The sequence below is a fragment of the Sulfidibacter corallicola genome, from assembly GCF_017498545.1.
Classification (GTDB): domain Bacteria; phylum Acidobacteriota; class Holophagae; order Acanthopleuribacterales; family Acanthopleuribacteraceae; genus Sulfidibacter; species Sulfidibacter corallicola.
Genome location: NZ_CP071793.1, coordinates 6,530,818 through 6,550,927 on the forward strand (window position 1 = coordinate 6,530,818; position 20,110 = coordinate 6,550,927).

A 20,110-nucleotide genomic window follows, 5' to 3' on the forward strand; every position below is an offset into this window, starting at 1 on the left:
GCGATAGGGAGAGCCCGTCCCGCGAGTCGCGACCGTTTCGATTCCTCGGTGTCGAATGGGCGTTGTTTGGAGGGAATCGAGATGCCGAAGATCGAATGGGCGTCGGTTCTCACGGTGTCGGCTATTGTATCTGTCTCTTCGATTGGTTACAACAGAATTTCTCACTTTTTCGTGTGATCATATTCTATGAGACGCTATTGTGGCGTCTGATATGGGTTCTCGAGTTGGGTTTTTCTCATGTTATTGCGCGGAAAGAACTTGAAAAAGAAAGGCGTTAGCGGTCGTTCGTTTGCCTTGAGCCCGGTGCTGCATGGGTTCACGTCACATGCGCGATATGAGAAAAATCTATGTAACTTGCTTGTAAATATAGTGTTGGTGTGAGTGTGTCGTTGTCCGACTCATACCGATCACCCTAGTGTTTACCAGGTTTTCGGGAGGAACGGCCACGCTGGCTGACGGGCCAACGTGGCCGCTGGAATACTTGCGTTGCTACACTCTCTAAAGAATGTCTTAGCAAAAATCGATGCCAACTTTGATCCAAGCCAAAAAAAATCGGCACCGAAGTGCCGAAAAAGCCAAGTGCGGGGTGGCACCTGGTTCCCTAGGAGTGGGGTTGATGATTGTATGGCCTGCTATGGGTTGGGACGCGATCGAGCGACGAGCCACGCGGCTTATTGCGCGATGGCGCCGGGTCGGCCGACCAACCGATGGGGATGCCTTTCGTTCCTTCACGGCAGTTGCCATGTCGTCGACCCGGAATCGCTCGCTCTGCGGCGAGGCGACCGGAACCGTGGTCGCCTGCCGTTCCCCATGATAAAAAGAACCAAGGCGCCCTTTTTCCCATGTTTTCTTTTGACGGGTGGCGAAAAGAAGAACGGAGCCGCCGCGGAGATGGTGCGCGACGCGGGTTCGCCCGCCCTGCCGTGGTGGGGTCTGGTGTTCCCGATGGGGTCCAGGTTAGAATGCGGGATGTTTTGAGGTTTTTACGCGACTCGAAATGCCTGCTCCCTGAACGGAAACCTCGTGTGGACCTGTTCGTGGACAAGGGATCGAGCCGTTTTCGTAGCGATCGAGAGTGGGTGTCTCATCGCTTCCGCTCGGCGGATTCCCGTGTTGGGGCGTCGTGGTCGTGTTGAATCTCGAACGTGGCCGGATCCTTTCGGTGCTTTATTGAATACATGAATCATTCGGTTCTGCGGGTACCCTTTCGGTGCTCGGGAATCTCTTTTCTTTATTGGGATTGAGCTCAGCGTGGCTCGGGTAATATTGAAGTAGGCTTCCCTTGTTGTCGAACCCATTTCAAACGGCCCGATTCCGTCCCGGACGGATCGTCCGACTGCGTTGTGCTTCAGATTCGATCGGATCACTGACGATCCGGCGTCGATGCGCTGGTCGAATGTTGCGTGGTGGGTGGTTTGAATTTTGGTGAATTCCTCTGAGTCCGAATTATTGGCGCGGGTCAAACAGGCCGACGACGAGGCCTTTCGCGTCCTTTTCGAAAAATATCACGCGATGCTGTTCCGCAACGTGTTCTACAAACTGCGCGACGAGCGCCTGGCCCAAGACATCGCCCAGGAGGCGTTTTTGAAGTTTTGGGTCTATCGGGACCGCATCAAACCCCATTTACCTTTCTTTCCCTACGTGGAGAAAATGGCGCGAAACCTCATTCTCGATCACTACAAGCGCGAGAATGTGCGCGCCAAACATCGGGATCACGTGCAGCGCCTGGTGGATATCCCGCCGGAGCAACCGGACGAAGAGGTGCGCCTGCTCCAATTGGAGGAGAAGATCCGCCACGTGGTGGTCAAGTACCTTCCCGAAAAATGCCGCGCGATCTTCCTGTTGAGTCGGGTGGAGGGTCTTTCCAATCCCCAAATTGCCGAAATGCTGGGAATCTCGCGTAAAACCGTAGAGAATCAGCTTTATAACGCGTTGAAGGTGCTGCGTAAAAAATGTTCGGAACATCTTGGGTGATGGCAGTGCATGATTCGTTGAGAGTTGCTGAGAGGGCGATGTGTTTGGAGGAAATCCATGACCTCATTTTTCGATTGGTTGGATAACCAATCCGATTCCGCGCGGGCATCTGGCGGTCCTGCGGACGTGAATCCCCATCGCGAATCAGCGGGGGACGAGACCTCTGAATATGCTGACATGAAGCAGTTGTGGGAGGCGGCCCCGATGCGGGAGATGCCCCCTGTCCCGGATACGAAACACGAATGGACGCGCCTTCGCGCGCGAATGGAAGAAGCGGATGCCCAGCGAAAAAGCGGTTTCGCCCGGTTTTTTCGCGATCCCGGTGCTCGGTTTGCCATGGCGCTGGCGCTTCTGGTGTTGCTGGCCTTCGGCGGCTGGTTCCTCAGTGGTTCGCGAAATCAGGAACCCGGGACCGTCGCGCCCTATACCGTGGTCACCCAACATGGCGAACAGCAGACGTTTACCCTGCCGGATGGTTCCGTCGTGTCCCTGAATGCGGGCTCTCGGCTGGAAGTGGAGCCGGGTTTTGGAAACCAACACCGCCGTGCCTGGTTGGAAGGCGAAGGTTTTTTCGAAGTGCAAAAAGGGAAAATCCCTTTCGTGGTTCAAACCGAGCAGGCTAGAATTCAAGTGTTGGGTACTGTCTTCAATGTTTTCGCGCGCACCGGACTCTCCGAGGTCTCCGTGCGTGAGGGTAGGGTCGAGGTCTCGGCCGCGGGTCAGGCAGTGGTACTGCAGAAGGGTCAAATGACCCGATGTCAGGCCGGTCAGCCGCCGCAGCCGCCCAATGCGCTGCCTTTCGAAAATTATCCCGGTTGGCTCGAAGGCGAGCTGATGGTTGACGGTGCGCGACTGGCGCGTGTCATCGGCGAGATCGAACGGCGATACGATGTACACATTCGACTCGCTGATCCTGGTGTCGGTGAGCTCAAGGTGACCGGACTGTTTCGGGACAAAGACCCCTCCGATCTGATCCAATCGCTTTGCGTGCTTCTCGACCGGGAGTACGATCGCGAAGAAGGTGGTTTTGTCATCTACTAGATCCCTGCAGTCCTTGGTGTTGGGATTATTTTTCCTGTTGCCGCCGCAGATTACGGTCGGTGGAACGGAAGACTTGCGCCTCCAGTACCGATTTCATCGAACGGTACTCAGTGAGGCGCTTTCGCGGTTGATCGACGAGTACAAGGTACCGCTGGTGTTCCAACCCCAGTGGATGAGCGCCTATCGGGTCACGGCAGATTGCGACGGGTGCGGTCTGGCCAATGCCCTGGATCGCCTGCTGGAAGGCACGCCCTTCACCTGGAAGCGGAGCGGCGAGCAGTACCTGGTGGTGGTGCGCGGTCCCGGCAATTCCGGCATGAGCGGGGTGGTGGTCCTGAAGGACGATCAGGTCCCCCTGCCGGAAGTCCCCGTATTCCTGCGATCCGACCGCGGTGAGGAACGCATGCCGTTGCGAACCTGGTCCGACGAAGAGGGCCGTTTCCGGTTCGACCACCTGTCACCGGCGACCTACGAGCTGATCGTGGTACTCGAGGGTTACCAGAACTATCACGTGCGCAACCTGAAGGTGGAAACGGGGGAACACCGCGAGTTGTTGGTCCAGGTGGCGGTCACGCCTCTGATCCTGGAGGAGTTGGTGGTCACGCCCAAGTACAGGATCCTCAAGGACGAGCCCATCAGCGGCTCGGTCCTGGCCCACGAAGAGATCTACCACATGCCCCACTTGGGTAACGACGTGTTTCGCGCGGTCGATCCGTTGCCGGGTGTGGCGGGCGGCGATCTTTCGGCCGGCTTCCACATTCGCGGGGGCAACCAAAACGAGTCGCTCATCATGCTCGACGGCGCCGAATTGGAGATGCCCTACCACCTGCGAAACCTGGCCGTCAGCCCGGTCAGTTTCATCGACAGCGAGGCCGTTTCCGGCGTGGAACTGATGACCGGCGGTTTTCCGATTCAGTACGGCAACCGCATGAGCGGGGTACTCAACATCTCCAGCCTGGATCCGGTCGGCCGCCGCCACACGGTAGGTGCGAACTTTTTGAACGGCCGGGTCATGAGCCAGGGCGGTTTCGGTCACGCGCGCGGCGATTACCTGGTGACGGCGCGCCACGGTTTTTTCGACCTGGCCAAGAATTTCACTTCGGAAGATGCCGAAGTGCACACGGACCTGCGCTACTCCGACCTCTACGCCAAGGTGCTGTACCGCATCGGCAACCAGAGTATCCTGTCGTTACACGCGTTGTTGGCCGAAAGCGACGGCGACCTGTTCGATCCCACCGATTTCGACAATCCGCTCGTGTTCGAACGCGCCGAAAGCGAAGAGAGCAACCGCCTGTTCTGGATCAATTTCGAGAACCACTGGGATTCGGGACTGCTGCTCAAGACCCATCTCTACTTCGGCAACCAACGTGAGAAAACGGATGCCAGCGACACCTTCGGCAACCGACAGTTCCTGCTGACCGACCATCGCGATGCCCAAGCGCTCAAGCTGCGCCAGGACTGGAGTTTCGCCCATTCCGGCGGCATGCAGGGCTGGAAATGGGGCTTCTCCTACAAGCATGCGATCGCCGATTACGTCTACATCAACACGCGCGCCGATTTCGGCTCCATCCTGGGCGGCAACGTGGGCAGCCTCGACCTGCAGGAGTCGGCGGAAGCCCACGAAGTGGGGGCGTACCTGGCCAGCCGGACCCGGTTCAATGACATCGTCACCCTGGAGACGGGCCTGCGCTACGACCGGCAGAGCCATACCGACGACGAGCAATGGAGCCCGCGCGCCCACATTTTGTTGAACGGGAAGAACGGCAGCAGCCTCAAGTTCGGTTGGGGCAAGTTCTACCAGCCTCAATCCGTCCGTGAACTGCAGGTCGAGGATGGCGTCACCGCCTTTCATTCGGCCGAGTTGGCCCAGCACTACGTGTTCAGCTACGAGGCCGCGCCGCGCCCCGACACCGAGCTGCGCGCCGAAATCTACTACAAGAAATTCGAGAACCTGCGACCCCGTTACGTGAATTATCTGGAACCGCTCGTCAGGTTTCCCGAGTTGCAGCCGGATCGGATTCTCATCGATGCCGCCAAGGGCGAGGCCCGCGGGATCGAAGTCTGGTACGTAAACCGCCACCGCGAGCACCTGCACTGGTTCATGAGTTACAGCCTGTCGCGCGCTTTCGACTACCTCGACAATTTGAAAATCCTGCGCCAATGGGATCAACGCCACGGCCTGAATTTGGGGTTGAACTACCAATCTCGCTCGGGCTGGTACGTCCACACGACCTGGCGCTACCACACCGGCTGGCGCACCACCGACATCCAGCCGGAAACCATCGTCCTCCCGGATGGCGGTCGTGAGATCCGACCACGACTCGGCACCCTCTACGACAAAAAAGTTCCCGATTACCACCGCATGGACGTTCGCCTCGGCCGCGAATACCAGTTCGGCAACCGCGGGCTGAGTTTCTTCCTGGAAATCATCAACCTCTACGACCGAGGCAATTTGCGCAGTTTTACCGATCACACCCTGTTCTACGACGGCAGCGAAGATCCGGTGATTTCCTTCGAGAGCAACGAGTGGCTGCCGATCACTCCCTCGCTCGGCGTGCATTTCGTGTTCTGAGAGGTGCGCTACCTCGTTCTCGAGTCGGTGCTTGCCCTCCTCGGTACCTGTGCCTTTCGGAGGCCTACTTCCGGACATCGCTCAGGTGCACCCACGCCTTTCTCGAGTGCTGCGTGTAGTTTGCGTTGTGACCACGGCGGCATTGCCTTTAAGATGGAGTAAGCGCTCCATGAGGCACAATGTGATTTCCGTCATCACCTGCACCATCGATCCCGAAAAGTATCGACGTTTCGAGTCGATGTTGCCCCATGCGTTCTCGCGCGAGCCCTACGAAATCGTCAAGATCCCGGACGCCAAGTCGCTGTGCGAGGGCTACACGCGTGGGGCCGAACGGGCCAAGGGCGATCTCCTGGTTTTTTGTCACGACGACATCACCTTCCTCAACCGCAACCTGGACGACCTGCTCTACGAAAATCTCGCGATCCACGACATCGTCGGCGTGGCCGGCACCACCCATCTGCGGGAGGGAAGTTGGGCGGCCAGCGGGTTTCCCTATCTGCACGGCCAAATCGCCCATGCCAAGCCGGGGAAGCCCGAGCACACCCTGCATCTCTACGGGTGTGGCCGCGACCCGATTCAGGTTCCCGGCATTCAGGCCCTGGACGGCGTGTTCTTCGCCCTGAAACGCAAAACCATGGATCAGCTCAAGTTCGACGCCAAGATCTTCGACGGTTTTCATCTCTACGACTTGGACTTTACCTATGGCGCCTTTTTGAAGGGCAAGAAGTTGGTGGTCGATCACCGCATCCATATCCTTCACTTCTCGGGCGGCTCCTACGACAAGAACTGGAAACGCTACCGCTATTTTTTCAACCGCAAGTACCGCTCCTGGCTGCGACCTCCGCGCGACATCCCCTTGGCCTACTACAAGAACTGGGCGTACGCGCCCGATGACCGCGAGGCCTTGGTCGCCCAGATGCGAATCAATGCCGATGAGCCCAAGCTGCGGGCGGGCCACCTGTTCTTGGAATTCGATCGCTTGCTGGACGATTTACCGATCGGCGCGGTCAACACCGGGGCCGAAAAGGCGGCGGTCGAGAAGTTGGCTCGCGCGGTTGCCGGATGCCAATCGGGAGCCACGCTCTTTTTTCGTGGACCGGATCACGCCCTGGCCGGCCTGGCCTCCTTCAGTGTCAACGCCGGCACCCACTTCCTGCAGCATCATCAGAACCGCATTCCCGGCGCCCTGCTCATCCATGCCGCCGTCGAACACCCCGAAACCCGCGTGCTGGCGGAAGTGCTCAAGACGAACGAAGCCATCAAGACCGCCTTGAAGCGGTTCATCCCCGAGGTGAACGACGGTTGATCCGAGCTGCCGGATGTGGCACGCGTTGTCCTCGACAGCGATGCCCGGCAACGGTTGGCAACGCGATCAAGTTTGGTATCGCGCCAAAATCGTTTCCACGATGCCGGTGGTCGAAGCACCGGGTTTGAAACCGAGCGAGCGAACCTGTCCGCCACGGGCCTGGACCAGGTCCGCACCCACGATCTGATCCGGGGTGTAGTCACCGCCCTTGACCAGAATGTCGGGGGCCACGCCGTCGATCAGGTTGTAGGGCGTATCCTCGCCGAAGCCCACCACCAGATCCACGGAGGCCAAACCCACCAGCACTCGGGCCCGGTCGGCGAACGGCATGATGGGGCGTTTGTCGCCTTTCAGCCGGCGCACGGACGCGTCGTCGTTCAGACCCAACACCAAAAAATCGCCCAGCTCGCGAGCTTCTTCCAAATAGGTGACGTGACCGGCGTGCAGGATGTCGAAGCAGCCGTTGGTGAAGACCACTCGGCCGAGATCGGGCCGCATGGCGCGCCAGTCACCGGCGAGATCCGTGAAATCGAGGTAGACGGGCGGGGTGCGTTGCATGAGGGTACTCCCTAGAGAATGGCTGGTGCCGCCGAGGCGTCCCCACCCTACCATTCCCGCCGCCGGCGAGCGAGATTTTTGTGGGTTGGCGACCGCTTCCCGAAAACGGTCGCGGAATAATTGGTAGAAACACCGCGTTCCTGCGCCACGGGAACATGGTCGAACCCCCCGGTCGCTTCAGTCGACACCGCCACGATTCGGCTTTCGGCAACCATGATTCCCCCTACTTTACCGGCCTTGGGATTTGGTCTATCCTTGAAGGCCACGAGCGCATGTCGCAACACCCATAGGAGGGACGACGATTCATGAGCAATCTCACCGCAGTTACCGCAGGTTCTTTCGACGCTGAAGTTGTCAACAGTGATACTTTGACCTTGGTCGACTTTTGGGCTTCCTGGTGCGGCCCTTGTCGCATGCTGGCGCCGACCTTGGAAAGGGTTCAGGAAGAGCGCGGAGATTTGGTAAAGATCGTCAAGGTCAACATCGAAGAGAATCCCGATGTGGCCACGCGTTTCAAAGTGACCAATATCCCGCTGATGCTGCTCTTCAAGGACGGTCAAGTGGTTGACCAGTTGTTGGGGAACCAGCCGAAAGCCAAGATCGACAAAATGATCGAATCCCACGCATAACCCAACGGATTCGGGCCCTTCCCCGGAAGTGGCCCCGTCGAGAAGCCGGTGTTCCCTCGAGGAAGGCCGGCTTTCTTGGTTTTGGAGAGTCCCTTGTTCGTCGATGCCCACTGCCATCTGGCCGATCCCCGTTTCGACGCCATTCGCGATGCCGTGCTGGAACGAGCGCGCGCTGCCGAAATCGGATACTTCATTCAGGGTGGTGTGGGACCCGAGGACTGGGCTCGCCAAATGCGGATGGCCTCGGCGAACTGGTTTCTGGCGTTCGGCCTGCATCCTTGGTTCGTGGCAGATCACGACGACGAGGCCTGCGAAACGGCGCTCGCCGCCTTGCGCGACCTGCTGCCGCGTGCCGTGGCGCTCGGAGAGTTGGGTTTGGATCGCGGTCCCCGTTGCGATCCGGCTTCGCTCCCACGACAGCGGCACTTTTTCGAACGACAGTTGGTGCTGGCCCGCGAGCTGGACAAGCCGCTGGTGCTCCACGTGGTGCGGGCCCATGGAGAGGTGATCGCGATGCTGCGCCGTCTCGGCGGTACTTGGCGCGGTCTGGTCCACGCCTTCACCGGCAGCTTGGAGATCGCACGTGATTACCTCGACCTTGGGTTGTATCTTTCCATCGGGGGGGCGCTGACCCGTCCCGGCTACAAAAAACTCAAAAACGCCGTTTCGGATATTCCCCTCGATCGGCTCGTAGTAGAATCGGACGCGCCCGACATGGCCCCTCACGGCTTCGACCGCGGCCTCAACGAACCCTGCGGTTTGTGGCCGGTGGCGGAGGCCCTGGGCGAACGAACCAACCGTGAGGCCCGCGAGGTCCTGCGCCAGAGTGCAGTGAACCTCGACCGTATCTTCGCTTTGGAGCTAGTGTTATGACCGAGAAGCATGTCGATCAGGACGTGGTCGAGACCGCGCAGTCGGCACCCGACGAAACGGCAGCCGCCAATCACTTCCCCTTTCTGGCCTTCGAAGACCCTCGCGAATTGGAAGATTACAAGCTTCACCGTCGCTTCGACCGCATGGGCCGCCTGGTGGGCGACAGCTCCATGAAACGGCTTCAGGACGCCCACGTCATGGTCATCGGCCTCGGCGGGGTCGGTTCCTATGCGGCGGAAATGATCGTGCGCTCCGGAATCGGCAAGATCTCGATCGTCGATTTCGACCTGGTGTGCATCACCAACGTCAATCGCCAGCTTCACGCGATGAAGGGCGTCATCGGCAAGCCCAAGTGCGACGTGCTCGCAACGCGATTCGCCGACATCAATCCCAAGGCCGAAATCGTCCCGATCAACAAGTTCTACAACTGGGAGAGCAGTGCCGAGCTGCTGGACCTGAACCCGGACTACGTCATCGACGCCATCGACAGCGTCACCGCCAAGGCGCACCTGCTCAATGCCTGCCGCGAGCGCAAGATAAAGGTGGTGTCCTCCTCGGGGGCGGCGGGGCGCATGGACCCGACCCGCCTGGCGATCGCCGATCTGTCCGAAACCACCGTCGACCCGCTGGCCCGGCAGATCCGCAAGATCCTGCGCACCAAGTACGATTTTCCCCGCGACGCCCCCTTCGACATTCCCACCGTCTACAGCACTGAACCGATCACCCAGCCCAAAGAACTGCTGTACGACAACGGCCAGGGGTTTCGCTGCGTCTGTCCCCAGGGGCAAAACGAGTTTTTCACCTGTGACGATCGGAACGTCATTTACGGTACCGCCGGGTTCGTCACCGGTGCCTTCGGCTTCACCGCGGCCTCGGTGGTCGTGCGCGATATCAGCGGTACATCCTTCTGGTCTCGGGATTGATACTTTGCGACGGTGACGCGACCGGCTAGGATTTGAGGTGCCATGCCCATCCAGAATTGCGTTCGTTTCCGATGCCGGGTGCGCCCGGTGTTCGGGCAGGGCATCGAATCTGCGCAAACGGGTGTTCCCGAAGGTTCGACCGCCGGTTGGAACCCATCGGTCTGAGGCATCCGCGCGATCCGCTTCGAATGCGGTTTCACGCGGATCGTCGCGCCCGTTCGATCGTTCATCGCTGAAAGCGTCGGCTTCGCCGGCGCGACTTCCCCGGACAGCCAACCCATGACGCCACCTTCTCGATCACCGTTACTTCGTGCCATGCCGCCGACGCGCCGGTTCCAACCGGCGGACAGGATGGTGCGTCGCGCCAAGTGGTTGGGATTGTTGCTGCTGGTGGTGGCGATACCCACGGCACTCGTCGGCCTTCGGATCCTTCCCGTCGATGGACCGGCCTACGGGCTCTATTGGCTTCACGATCACCTGTACCTGCCGATCAAAGGGCACACGTTCACCCGATTTTTTCCCTGGAGCCTGGTGTGGTGGTCGGCCATCGCGGTCGGCCTTTTTGCTTCGTTGATCGCCTTCGTGACCAGGGCCTCTCTGCTCGGCGAGCCGCGTATCCTGTTGGCGCGCCTGCTGGTTCGCCGCACGCCTGGGCACGGTTGGCTGGTGCGCCTTTCTCGATGGCAGGCACGGCGCGGGTTCGAACCCGAGTGGCTCGCGGCCTTCGCGGTGTTGGAATGGCGCCTGGAATTGGCACGCCTGCGCGACCGCTTCGATGCTCCCACGGACGACGATGCCGTCGAACGGGTCGTGGCGCTCGCCCTGCTCGCCGATCGATTGGACGGCCTGTGCGACGGGCATCCGCCACGCCGGCTCCGAGCCTTGCAGCGGCTCGTGGAAACGCGCGTGGTGTTGTTGGAAAGGTCCCTGACCATCGCCCCGACGGGCGTCGATGCAGACTTCGGTAGCCCGCCGATTTCGGAAGCCAGGCGCGCCTCTTTGACGCGTGCCCTCTGTGAGCGAATCCAACCCTGGCTGGCACGAAACCGATCGGACAAGGAGATCGTTCCGGGATTCGCGCCGGCCTCCCTGGCGCACGATGTCCAGGATCTGTTGGCGCTGGAAGACCCGGAGGTTCTAGCCGGTTTGCCGAACCTCGACCGGCTCACGGTGCCGGAGGCCCGCGAGTGGCTGGTCGTAGATTTGGCCGATGCCGTCGTCGAGCGCCAGGATCGTCTGTTGCAGCTCCGCGCACATCTGGCGCGTGCCTGGCTGGAGCCCGAGGAATCGACGCACGTGTTGGAAATGCAGGGGCTGCTTCCCGTCGATCTGGATCCGGAGACGTTGGCGATCCTGTCGGAGATCGCGGTCGATGTCGCATTTTGGCTGGCCTTCCAGGCTCGCGTGCCGGGCATGGCGATGGCCTATCTCGAAGCCATCGAATCGCTGGACTTCGCGCGTGCCGCGGCTCCTGAATCCCTGCTCTCCGACACGGATCGACCGCTTCTCGCCGCGATGGTCGCCGATTTGCCGCGCGATGCCCACTTTCGGCTCGCCGCTCGCCTGGCCACCTGGCGGGCCGATGAGGTGCAGGCGCTCTGGCGCGATTCGGGCCTGGCCGATGCGGATGGGCTTCAGGACCTGGATTTCGAACTGTCGCGGGCCTTTGCCGACGATCTGGCCGCCGCGGTGCCGATCGCCGCCGAGCCGGGTGAGGGAGGCCACCAGTGAAGTCGCATGCGGATCGGAGTGAGCGGGCACGCTTCGAAGCGGAGTTTCACGAAGCGGCCGGAAAGCTGCCCTGGCGCCGGAAGATGGATCCGATCCTGGTGCTCACCCTGGTGTTCGCATTGGTTTTTCTGGGGCTGGCCGCTTCGCTGGTCATCGAATTGGCGCGGATTACCCGGCCCTGGCATCGCGACGCCGTCGCGCCCGTCCCCGACGACCGCATTTTGGTGAACGTGCGTCGCCCTTCGCCCTCCGTTCCCGATCGAACCGTACCCGATCCCGGCGCCGGCTCCCCTTTTCGGGCGACGACCTACCACGCTGCCGATCAAAGCGTCTACGTATCCCGCGACGACGGCCTGGTCCATCGTCTTCACCTGCCCAGTGGGCTGTGGCACACGGAACCGATCCCCATCGGCGGTTCCGACGATCCGCTGCTGGCGTTTCAATCGGGTTGCGGCCGCGACACGCCGCCGGAAGCCTGTCCGGACATCCAGTCCCTGTGGGCCCTCGGCGAACGAGGTGGACTCGCCCGCCGTGCCGAGGGCGATTGGCAGGCCGTGACCTCCCATACCGCCTTTCTCGATGCCACGGGTGCGCCGGTGGAGCACACGTCGCTGTTGAGCGCCGCCATCTCGCCCGACGGCTCCCTGCTCGGTCTCGGCACCGACGAGCACGGGATCGGGGTCTACGAGGTTCACCGGCGCCGCTGGATCGCTCCGGATGCCGCCTTGCTCGCCCGCATGCCCCGCGCGCCCGTGACCCAGCTCGTCTGGTGGCGCGGCCTGCTTTGGGCGGGCGGGGTCAAAGGTGTCTTTGGCTTCGATCCCCGCGGAGATGCCGATTCGTTCCGCGCGGTGGTCGATTTGAGCGGTTCGGTCTGGGCGATGGTCGTCGACGGCCAGGACCGGTTGTGGATGGCGACACGCGGCATGTGTGAAACCGAGGGCGAGAACTGCCTGGCTTTTTTTCGGCTCGACGATCCCGACGGCCTGCCGGAGCGCATCGCGTACGAGCGCAATCGTTTCGCCGCCCTCAACCGCGCCGACCTCCACCAAGCCCATCAGTACCAGGACCGGCTGTATCTCGCCGGCGATGCCGGCCTCTACCAATACGACGTGCGCCATCACGGCTGGCAACGGCACGAATCCAGCCCCGTGGTCGACAGCCTGATGCCTCGCGGTTCCGGCCGGCTCTTTTATTGCGCGGGCGGCGCGTTGGGCCTGGTCGACGGCAGCCAGACCCAGCGCTGGGAAATGGTCGGTGAACGCTTTTTCCGGTTGGTCGACGCCGGTCAGGATCGCGCCTATGCCTTGACCCAGCAAGGCAAAGCCTATCTGTTGCGGACCTCCGCCGCGCCGATTTCGGTTTTCGAGGGCAGCCGAACCCAACTCGATCCCAAATCCTTCTTTTCGGCGGTGGCGATCGACGATCACCTGCTCTTCGTCAGCCGCGAAGGCGCCATGCTGCACGATGTGGTGGGGCGAACCTATCGCGACATCCCCAAGAGTTCGCGGGTGTCCTGGTTACTGGATCGCACGACCGAGCTGTACAGTTCCGGCGGCCATCTCTTCGCGTTGTCCGAGACCGGTGGCGAGGTATTCACCCGCACCGTTCCGCTTCAGCGCGTGATCGATCGCGACCTGCGCCTGCCCCAGACGCTCAAGCCGGTGCCGGCGCCGATTCGGGCCGTACGTGACTGGGACGGCGAGGGGCTGGCCGTTCTGGCCGGCGACCACCAGGCCTATCTGCTCACGCCGATGGATTCGCGCCCCCTGATGGGTGGCGGCAATGCGCCCGCCGGGTTGGGCGGGGCCGGGGTGCTCGACGCGCTGGTGGTGGAAAACGGGCTCGTGGTCTCCAATCGGGACGGCTTGTACGAATACGACAACGGCAGCCGAACTTGGCGTGCCTGGGGCCCGCCTCCGGTAGATCGACACGCGCTGGATCTGGCCCATTATCGCGGTGAATACCTGCTGCGGACCAATGGCGAGCGGTTGGCGCGCATGAATCGGTTTCGACCCTACCTGATCGGTGGCGAAGCGGAAATCGACATCCCCGACGACGAATTGCGCGACGTCCTGCTCGAAGGGAACGATCTGTTTCTGGCCGGCATCGGTCGTGTGGTTCAGTACGACATGTCCCTGCGGCGGGTCACGGGATGGTGGACGGTGGCGCGGTCCGAGGACATCCGCTTGTGCGGCGTCGTGGGCAAGGATCCCCTTTTTCTGGTGGCCGGCAAAGCGTATCTGGGCGACAGGGCACTGCATCCCGAGGGCGGTCGCGCCCTGAGCCTTTCCTACGACGGCGAGATGATCTGGACCCTGCTCGAGCGCGACAAAGTGAAGTACCTGGATCGAATGGATCCCACCAAATGGCTGAAACGGTGCCGCTTCCGCAGGGGAGACCCCTATCACGACGCCAAGACCCTGTACGGCGTGCGGGCCTTGCCCAGCGGGAATCTGGCCGTGGCCACCGACCGCGGCCTCCAGTTCTACAGTCCCTTTTCGCGATCCTGGTACCGTACCGGCGCGCCGGTTTCCAGCCAGGGAGGTGGCCTGTACCTGTTCGACGACGACCTGATCTGGGTGTCCCACGAGGGCGAGCGCCAACACATCTCCGTCATTCCCATGGTTTCGATCCGGTTTCCCGACTCGTGTTCCGACGACCCCGTGATCCTGAAACGCCACGAGTATGCCGGAGTGGGTTTGACCGTAGCACCCGAATCCCAGAGCCTGGCCTGGATCGGCAACCAGGGGGAGATTGTGGAGTGGCGCCAAGGGCGACTTCTCGAGGTGGCGGCTCCGCCCAATCGCGGCCCCGCGCTGGATTCGCTGCGCGGGTTCTACAGCGGACCGGCCCAGGATGGCCGACCTCCCGAAGATCTGGCCCAGGAGGGAACGTCCTCGGAGGGAATTTCTTCGATGGGTCGGCCCTTGATTTTCACGACCGATCGGGAGCTCCATCGCTACGACCTCCACAGCCACTCGTGGCAGCGCATCGAACTGGTTTTTACCGAGCCTCCCTCGGGTTCGCTCCATCTCAACCTGGAGGGGACCGACAGCGATTGGTTGCTCACCGTGCAAACGGCGGAGGGTGCCGTCTATTGGGGGGCCTGGAACGGTCTGGACGACCAAATCCACTGCGATCTCCAATACCTGCCCGGTCCGACCTCGCTCGGCATCGATGGTGACGCCCTGCGCGCGGCGTACGGCGGAACGGACGGGGTGTGGACCTTTCTCGGCGAAGACCGGCTCGCCACCTTCGATCCACGGCAGCGCCGCTGGCTGGCTTCCGTGAACGTGGATGGCCTCGCGGCCGACGCCGCCCTCTACCGGTTGGGCGATCGATTGCTGGTGGTGGAAGCCGAAGGCGAGGTGTGGCGGATCGCGACGTCGCCCGAGCCCGCCCCCAGCGGGTTCGCCGTCCACCGGCGAGCGCCGGGTGAGCGAACCGCCATCGACAGCCAGGGACGTCTCTGGCGCATCGAGGCCGATGGCGCCTTGGAACGGGCCGAACCCGATGGGCTTCGCTACCGACGTTTCGAACCCGAGGGCGGCAAACCCTTTTTCCTCGATCCCGATTCCGTGCGCGGTGCCTGGCGTTGGCAAGACCGCATCGTGTTTTCCGACGCCGGCGACCTGCGCCTGTTGGACGGCTACACCCACGACACCATCGAACTCGAGTACGGCAAGGGTTTCGGCGAGGTGCGGGGCGTGCGCGAATACGCCGGCTGGTTTTGGATCCTTTCCCGGCGCGGGGTTCTGTTGCTCGGTGAGTCGATTCAAGAACGGATCGAAGAAACGTTCTTTCCCGATATCGACACCTTGGCGGTCGACGCGCGTGGCCGCATGTGGGGCCGCCGCCAGGGTCGTTGGTTGGCATTCCAAGGCGGAAGCTTCGACGAGCGTCTGCCGGGGCCGCTCGTGTCGCGGGGCACCTACCGTCTGTTCGTCCAGGAGGATCGCGAGGTCACGGCGCTGGATGCCGCCGGGATTCCGGCCCAATTCGATGAGGTGTTCACGCCCGCGTTCGGCTCGCTGCCGGTCGCGGTTTCCGAGGTCGACTTTTTGATTCCCGGCCAGCGCGGTGATTGGTGGGTCCTGCAGGGCAACCGCATCAGCCGCTGGCGAACCCGATCCGGTGACCGCGGCTCGGTGACGTTTGCCTCCGCGGGCACCTTTTCGCTCGCCGTCGCGGAGGATGCCGAAGTCCTCGACTATCGCTTGCTGACGTCCGACCGGCTGGAACTTTCCTTTTCCGATGGTTATCGGTTTCTGGTCGATACGCGGGCCGGTGCCGGCCCGCCCGCGGCGTCCCGTATCGAAGTGGACCGGCCTCGACCCGGCCGCGCGAACGAGTGGCCGGAACTCGCGAAGTTGGTCCGTCAAACCCCCGGGGGTCGCCACGTCTTCAACCCGTTCGAGGGGTTCTCCTTCGGCTTCGACGGGCGTTTGGTCGCCAAACGCGTCGACGGTGACCCGGTGGAACTCGCCGAGGACGGTGCCTTGGAACCCGAACCGCTCGGTTCGCTCGATGTAGGCTGGCTACGTTGGTTCCCGGAGGGACGTCACTTCACGGTGCGTACCGATCGTGGCGAGCGAGCCTTCGCCGCCAGTCAATTCTTGCGCGATGGGCAATTTCTGTTCGAGCCGCTGGGCGCGGTGCTGGCCTATCCCGACGGTACCTGCCTGACCGCCAACCACGCGGGCATTTGGCGATTGGGTTCGGGCCTCGCGCTCAACCAGGCGCAGGTCTCCTTCCGACCCGTGGTTCTCGAAGGGTCGATTCGGGGCGTCCACGGCGGGTTTCAGGCCGGCAATGGTCGCGAGTTGGTTGTCACCCCCAGAGCGCCGGGCGCCGAACGCGATTATCGCGTGCGGTTTGGACCCGTCAGTTTCGTCCATGACTTCGAACGCAATCGCGTCACGTTCCAGAGCCGCGATCCAAAACTGGCCGGTGATGTGTACCGCGATGGCTTTTTCCTGTGGGATCGCGGCCGAAGGGGGTTGGTGTACGATCACGAGGGGCGCCTGCTGATTCACAGCGAGGCGGGATTCCATGCCGCGCGCGACTTCGGCACTTTCGATCCAGGTCCCACGGGTGTCGACCACCGGGGTTTGGTGCTCTATCCCATTTCGCGTGGCGGGTTCACGGCCACCGACGGACGTCGTTGGTTCCGGCGTGACGCGAGCGGTTGGACGGTTCAGGAAGCTCCGCGGGCGGCGGGGCGCGATCAACCCGAGGTTCGCGAATGGCTCGATCGGGGTGACCTGCGCTACACCGTGACGGGCGGACAGCCCGCGTGGCACATCGAACGGAACAGCTTCGCCTCGGACCGTTTGGTCGATGCCGTGGCCGTGACCGGGCGCCTACACCTGCTGACCGCGACCCGTCATGAAATGGAACGGGTCCAGGTCGATCGGCGCGAATTTCAAAGTTTACCTTTCGACACACCGGAAGGCGCCCGTCTTCAACCTTCCCCAAATCGCGATGGCTCGATGTACTTGTGGGTGGCCGGCACGGCGAAACGCTGGGACGACGTGGCACTCGGTTTCACCGACCTGTCATCCGATCTCGATCTCGAATCCACCGAATTGGCCAAGACCGCAAACCTGAGATTCGCACGTGCGGGACGTCGCATTCACAAGTACCTCCGTGCACGCGGCTTCGACGGTGTGAACCGTTGGCGCCTGTTTCATTTCAGCAAACGCCGCTTCCCGTTCGACGTCGTGACCGGCATGGAGACCTTTGCGGATCGCCTGTTCCTCGCCACTGCCGCCGGCTTGCAGGAGTACGCTGGCAATCTGGACTTGGGTTTGGGGAACATGGCCGCCTGGTTTGCCGGGGGCACGGGTACCATCGACGCGCGCACGGCCCTGACTTCGATCGGCCGCGATGCCGACCAGCCGGATCAACTGCTGTTTCGAACGGGTGCGGGTTGTGCCCGTTGGCTTCCCGACGGCTCCATTCAAACCGTCGGAGAGGCTTGCCTCGAGGAGCGTCTGAGAGGTGCCAACCGGTTTTGGCGCTGGACGCGAGATACCGCCGGGCGCGTCGAGGGGCGTTACCTCGATCGGCAGGGACAACTCTCGGATCCCATCGTCGTGCGTCGGGGGCGCATGCCGCACGATCACTTGCTGGATGTGGTGCGGTTCGACGATCGGATTTTCTCACTCTCGCGGTTGGGCTGGGTTTCCCGGTTCACGAAAACCCTGGCGCTTACGCCGGAAGTCGTGAGCGAGGACTTTTCCGACGCCGGACCCCGTGGGCTGATCTGCGTGTCGGAGACCATGCCCTTGGGTGCGGTGACCCTGCAGGCCGGCGTCTACATGCACGGCGAGGGAGAACGGGTCTGGTTTTACGAAAACGAACGGTGGCGGGCCATTCAGACTCCGGCCGTCGCCAAGGCGGTCATGGCGTACGCGCGCAACGAGCCGATCTACGACCGCGGGCGATTTCGCCTGATGGCGCCGCCGAGGGGCCAGGGATTCCGGTTCGAGTACCTGGACGCCGAGGACCGTTGGCGGCCGATCGACTGGGCCGAGGATGGTCGGGTGGCGATCGATGCCTGGCGTCACCTGGCGGTCCGCGGGGATTCCATTTGGGCCGTGACGGCCGCAGGGATGGTGTCTTTTGTACGTTCCGCCGATGAACGGTTGGTGCTGATGCCGGAAACCGCTCGGATCGTGGCGGGCACCTCCGACGGACGGCCGCTGGCCTCGGCCACCGACTTGTCCTGGCGTGACGACGCTCTGCTGCTGCGGCTCGAACAGCGTTCGGAGTGGGTCTATCAGGCGACCGTCGAGATCCCGGGCGAGGGTCGACGCCCCATCCTTTCGCCATTTCTGAGGGTCGAAGCCGACCCCTTCGTGGATCGTCTGCTGGTCTCGCAGGAGGGGGGCGCCCCCTGGGATTGGCGCCGCGTGGGCCACGCCGACGGTCAGCCCGGTGATTTGCAGGTTTCCCGAAACGGGTCTGCCTTGCCCTTCGCCGCCGGAGGTTTCGCCTTCGATCGGATCGAGGCGCTGCTGGTGGATGACGCGGGTGTGCTCAACGTCGCCACCCAGGCCGACGGCTGGTATCGCGTCACCGGCTCGGACCTGGACCTTCACGGTTGGCAACGCCCCCAACCCGGTGATTTCGAGGCGAACCGCGTGACCCATTTGGGTTGGGTGCCGCGCGGCAGCGAACGTGCGCTGGGTGTGCGGCTCGATGACGAGGCCATGTTGCGGCGGAATCCGGACGGGTCTTGGTCCAGTGTGGCGGCTTTACCGGCCATGTTGGGGCGTGCCGCAAACTGGCTCTATACCCGCGAACCCGAGCGCATGGTGATTCGAACCGCCGAGGGAGCCGGATTGGGTCGGAGACGTTTGATCGGCGGGCGATTCAACGACGATCGGATTCGTGGTTTCCCCACGAGCTTTTCGGACGGGGAAACCCCCGATGACATCCGTTACGCGGTGCCGACCGCTGCAGGGGTGGCGATTTGCGATGCTGCGCTGCAACCGCTGCGCATGGTGTCGGGGCCCTTTCCTGGCTTGGCCGAGACGGCATCTCCGGCGATTCTGTGGAATCGATCCGGCGAACTGCTCTACTTGGGGCGCGACGGGTTTTATGTTTTGGAGGGTCAGCGCGAGAAACGCCTCGATCTGGTTGTTCCCACCGAGGGGGATGCTCGGGTCACCATGCTTTCGGCGCTCGATCCGGACCGGGTACGGCTGTTCCAAAAGGGAACCGCCGCGGCGGGCTGGTATTGGTTCGATGTGCGGCGTAGTGAACGGCTCGGCAGGAACACGACCCCGCTGGATTTGAGCGAGGCACCGGTTTTTCTGGCGAATCGACCGCGTTGGGGCGATCCGCCGCCCTGGCACCAGGTCCTTGTGGATTCGGATCGACTTCGGCTTCTGGGAAGCCTGGGCGATCGGGAGGTCGAGGTGGCCTTGCCCCGCATCGGCGTGCCGCTCGAGGTGGTCCATCGGGACAATGCGCTGTGGATCTACGGCACGGACGACATGGTTCGCGTGCGCATCGGCGGCCTGCTCGAGCGCCTGTACCGCTGAGACCCGCCGGATTGACCGCTCGAAGTCAACCGCGCGAGGAGTTCCCGAATGTTGAGAGATTCGTCGGGCATGCCGCGTCGCACCATGCGAACCGCTGAAACGGTTGTTGTTCTCCATTTGCTGCGGATGGTGAAATCCCGCTCGGTCGCCGTCGTGCCGACAAAAAAGTGAAAAAATTATTCCCAAAAGTTGAATTCTCAGCTAAGGCTCATTAGATTTAAGGCTTTAGAAAAAGACTTGTTCTTTAGCCTTTCCCTAGCGCGTCCCCTGAGATTCGTGTATGTGCGAATCCGTTTGGGCGCGCTTTCGCGTTTGAATCCCGTCAACCGTCCGTTTCGATGAGGTACCAAGGGCTCGGGCGGATCGAAGGAAAAATACCATCGCAGGCTTGAGGGATTTTTGAAGAAAACGTGGTCATTCCCAATCTCAAACTTTATGTATTGTTT

10 protein-coding genes are annotated in these 20,110 nt (G+C 62.1%); 9 read left to right on the forward strand and 1 reads right to left on the reverse strand.

What is annotated here, in order from left to right:
• Positions 1-1,425: 1,425 nt before the first annotated feature.
• From J3U87_RS20330 to J3U87_RS20345, 4 genes are all read left to right on the forward strand, one after another.
• Positions 1,426-1,974 carry an RNA polymerase sigma factor gene (locus J3U87_RS20330; RefSeq protein ID WP_237384520.1) on the forward strand — a complete coding sequence of 183 codons (549 nt, stop codon included), beginning with the start codon at positions 1,426-1,428 and terminating at the stop codon, positions 1,972-1,974.
• A gap of 57 nt (positions 1,975-2,031) precedes the next feature.
• A complete protein-coding gene (locus J3U87_RS20335) occupies positions 2,032-3,015 on the forward strand; it encodes a FecR family protein (RefSeq protein ID WP_237377611.1) in 984 nt (327 codons plus the stop codon).
• Positions 3,002-5,587: a TonB-dependent receptor gene (locus tag J3U87_RS20340; RefSeq protein ID WP_237377612.1), complete on the forward strand. Its 2,586-nt coding sequence runs from the start codon at positions 3,002-3,004 to the stop codon at positions 5,585-5,587. The genes J3U87_RS20335 and J3U87_RS20340 overlap by 14 nt, the downstream gene beginning before the upstream one ends.
• Positions 5,588-5,756: 169 nt before the next feature.
• A complete protein-coding gene (locus J3U87_RS20345) occupies positions 5,757-6,893 on the forward strand; it encodes a glycosyltransferase (RefSeq protein ID WP_237377613.1) in 1,137 nt (378 codons plus the stop codon).
• Between the two features lie 66 nt (positions 6,894-6,959).
• Here the strand turns inward: J3U87_RS20345 and rfaE2 are convergent, their stop codons facing one another.
• Complete coding sequence (rfaE2, locus tag J3U87_RS20350) at positions 6,960-7,451, reverse strand: D-glycero-beta-D-manno-heptose 1-phosphate adenylyltransferase (RefSeq protein ID WP_237377614.1); 492 nt, start codon at positions 7,449-7,451, stop codon at positions 6,960-6,962.
• Positions 7,452-7,756: 305 nt separating this feature from the next.
• Here rfaE2 and trxA point away from each other — a divergent pair, with 305 nt between their 5' ends.
• The 5 genes from trxA to J3U87_RS20375 all read left to right on the forward strand — a co-directional run bounded on the left by trxA (position 7,757) and on the right by J3U87_RS20375 (position 19,664).
• Positions 7,757-8,080: a thioredoxin gene (gene trxA / locus J3U87_RS20355; protein WP_237377615.1), complete on the forward strand. Its 324-nt coding sequence runs from the start codon at positions 7,757-7,759 to the stop codon at positions 8,078-8,080.
• Between the two features lie 93 nt (positions 8,081-8,173).
• Entirely contained in the window at positions 8,174-8,953 is a 780-nt protein-coding gene (locus J3U87_RS20360) for a TatD family hydrolase (RefSeq protein WP_237377616.1), read from the forward strand.
• Entirely contained in the window at positions 8,950-9,876 is a 927-nt protein-coding gene (locus J3U87_RS20365) for a tRNA threonylcarbamoyladenosine dehydratase (protein ID WP_237377617.1), read from the forward strand. The genes J3U87_RS20360 and J3U87_RS20365 overlap by 4 nt, the downstream gene beginning before the upstream one ends.
• A 279-nt stretch (positions 9,877-10,155) precedes the next feature.
• On the forward strand, positions 10,156-11,607 hold the full coding sequence (locus J3U87_RS20370; RefSeq protein ID WP_237377618.1) for a hypothetical protein: 1,452 nt from the start codon (positions 10,156-10,158) through the stop codon (positions 11,605-11,607).
• Positions 11,604-19,664: a ligand-binding sensor domain-containing protein gene (locus J3U87_RS20375; protein ID WP_237377619.1), complete on the forward strand. Its 8,061-nt coding sequence runs from the start codon at positions 11,604-11,606 to the stop codon at positions 19,662-19,664. The genes J3U87_RS20370 and J3U87_RS20375 overlap by 4 nt, the downstream gene beginning before the upstream one ends.
• The last annotated feature ends 446 nt before the right edge of the window (positions 19,665-20,110 follow it).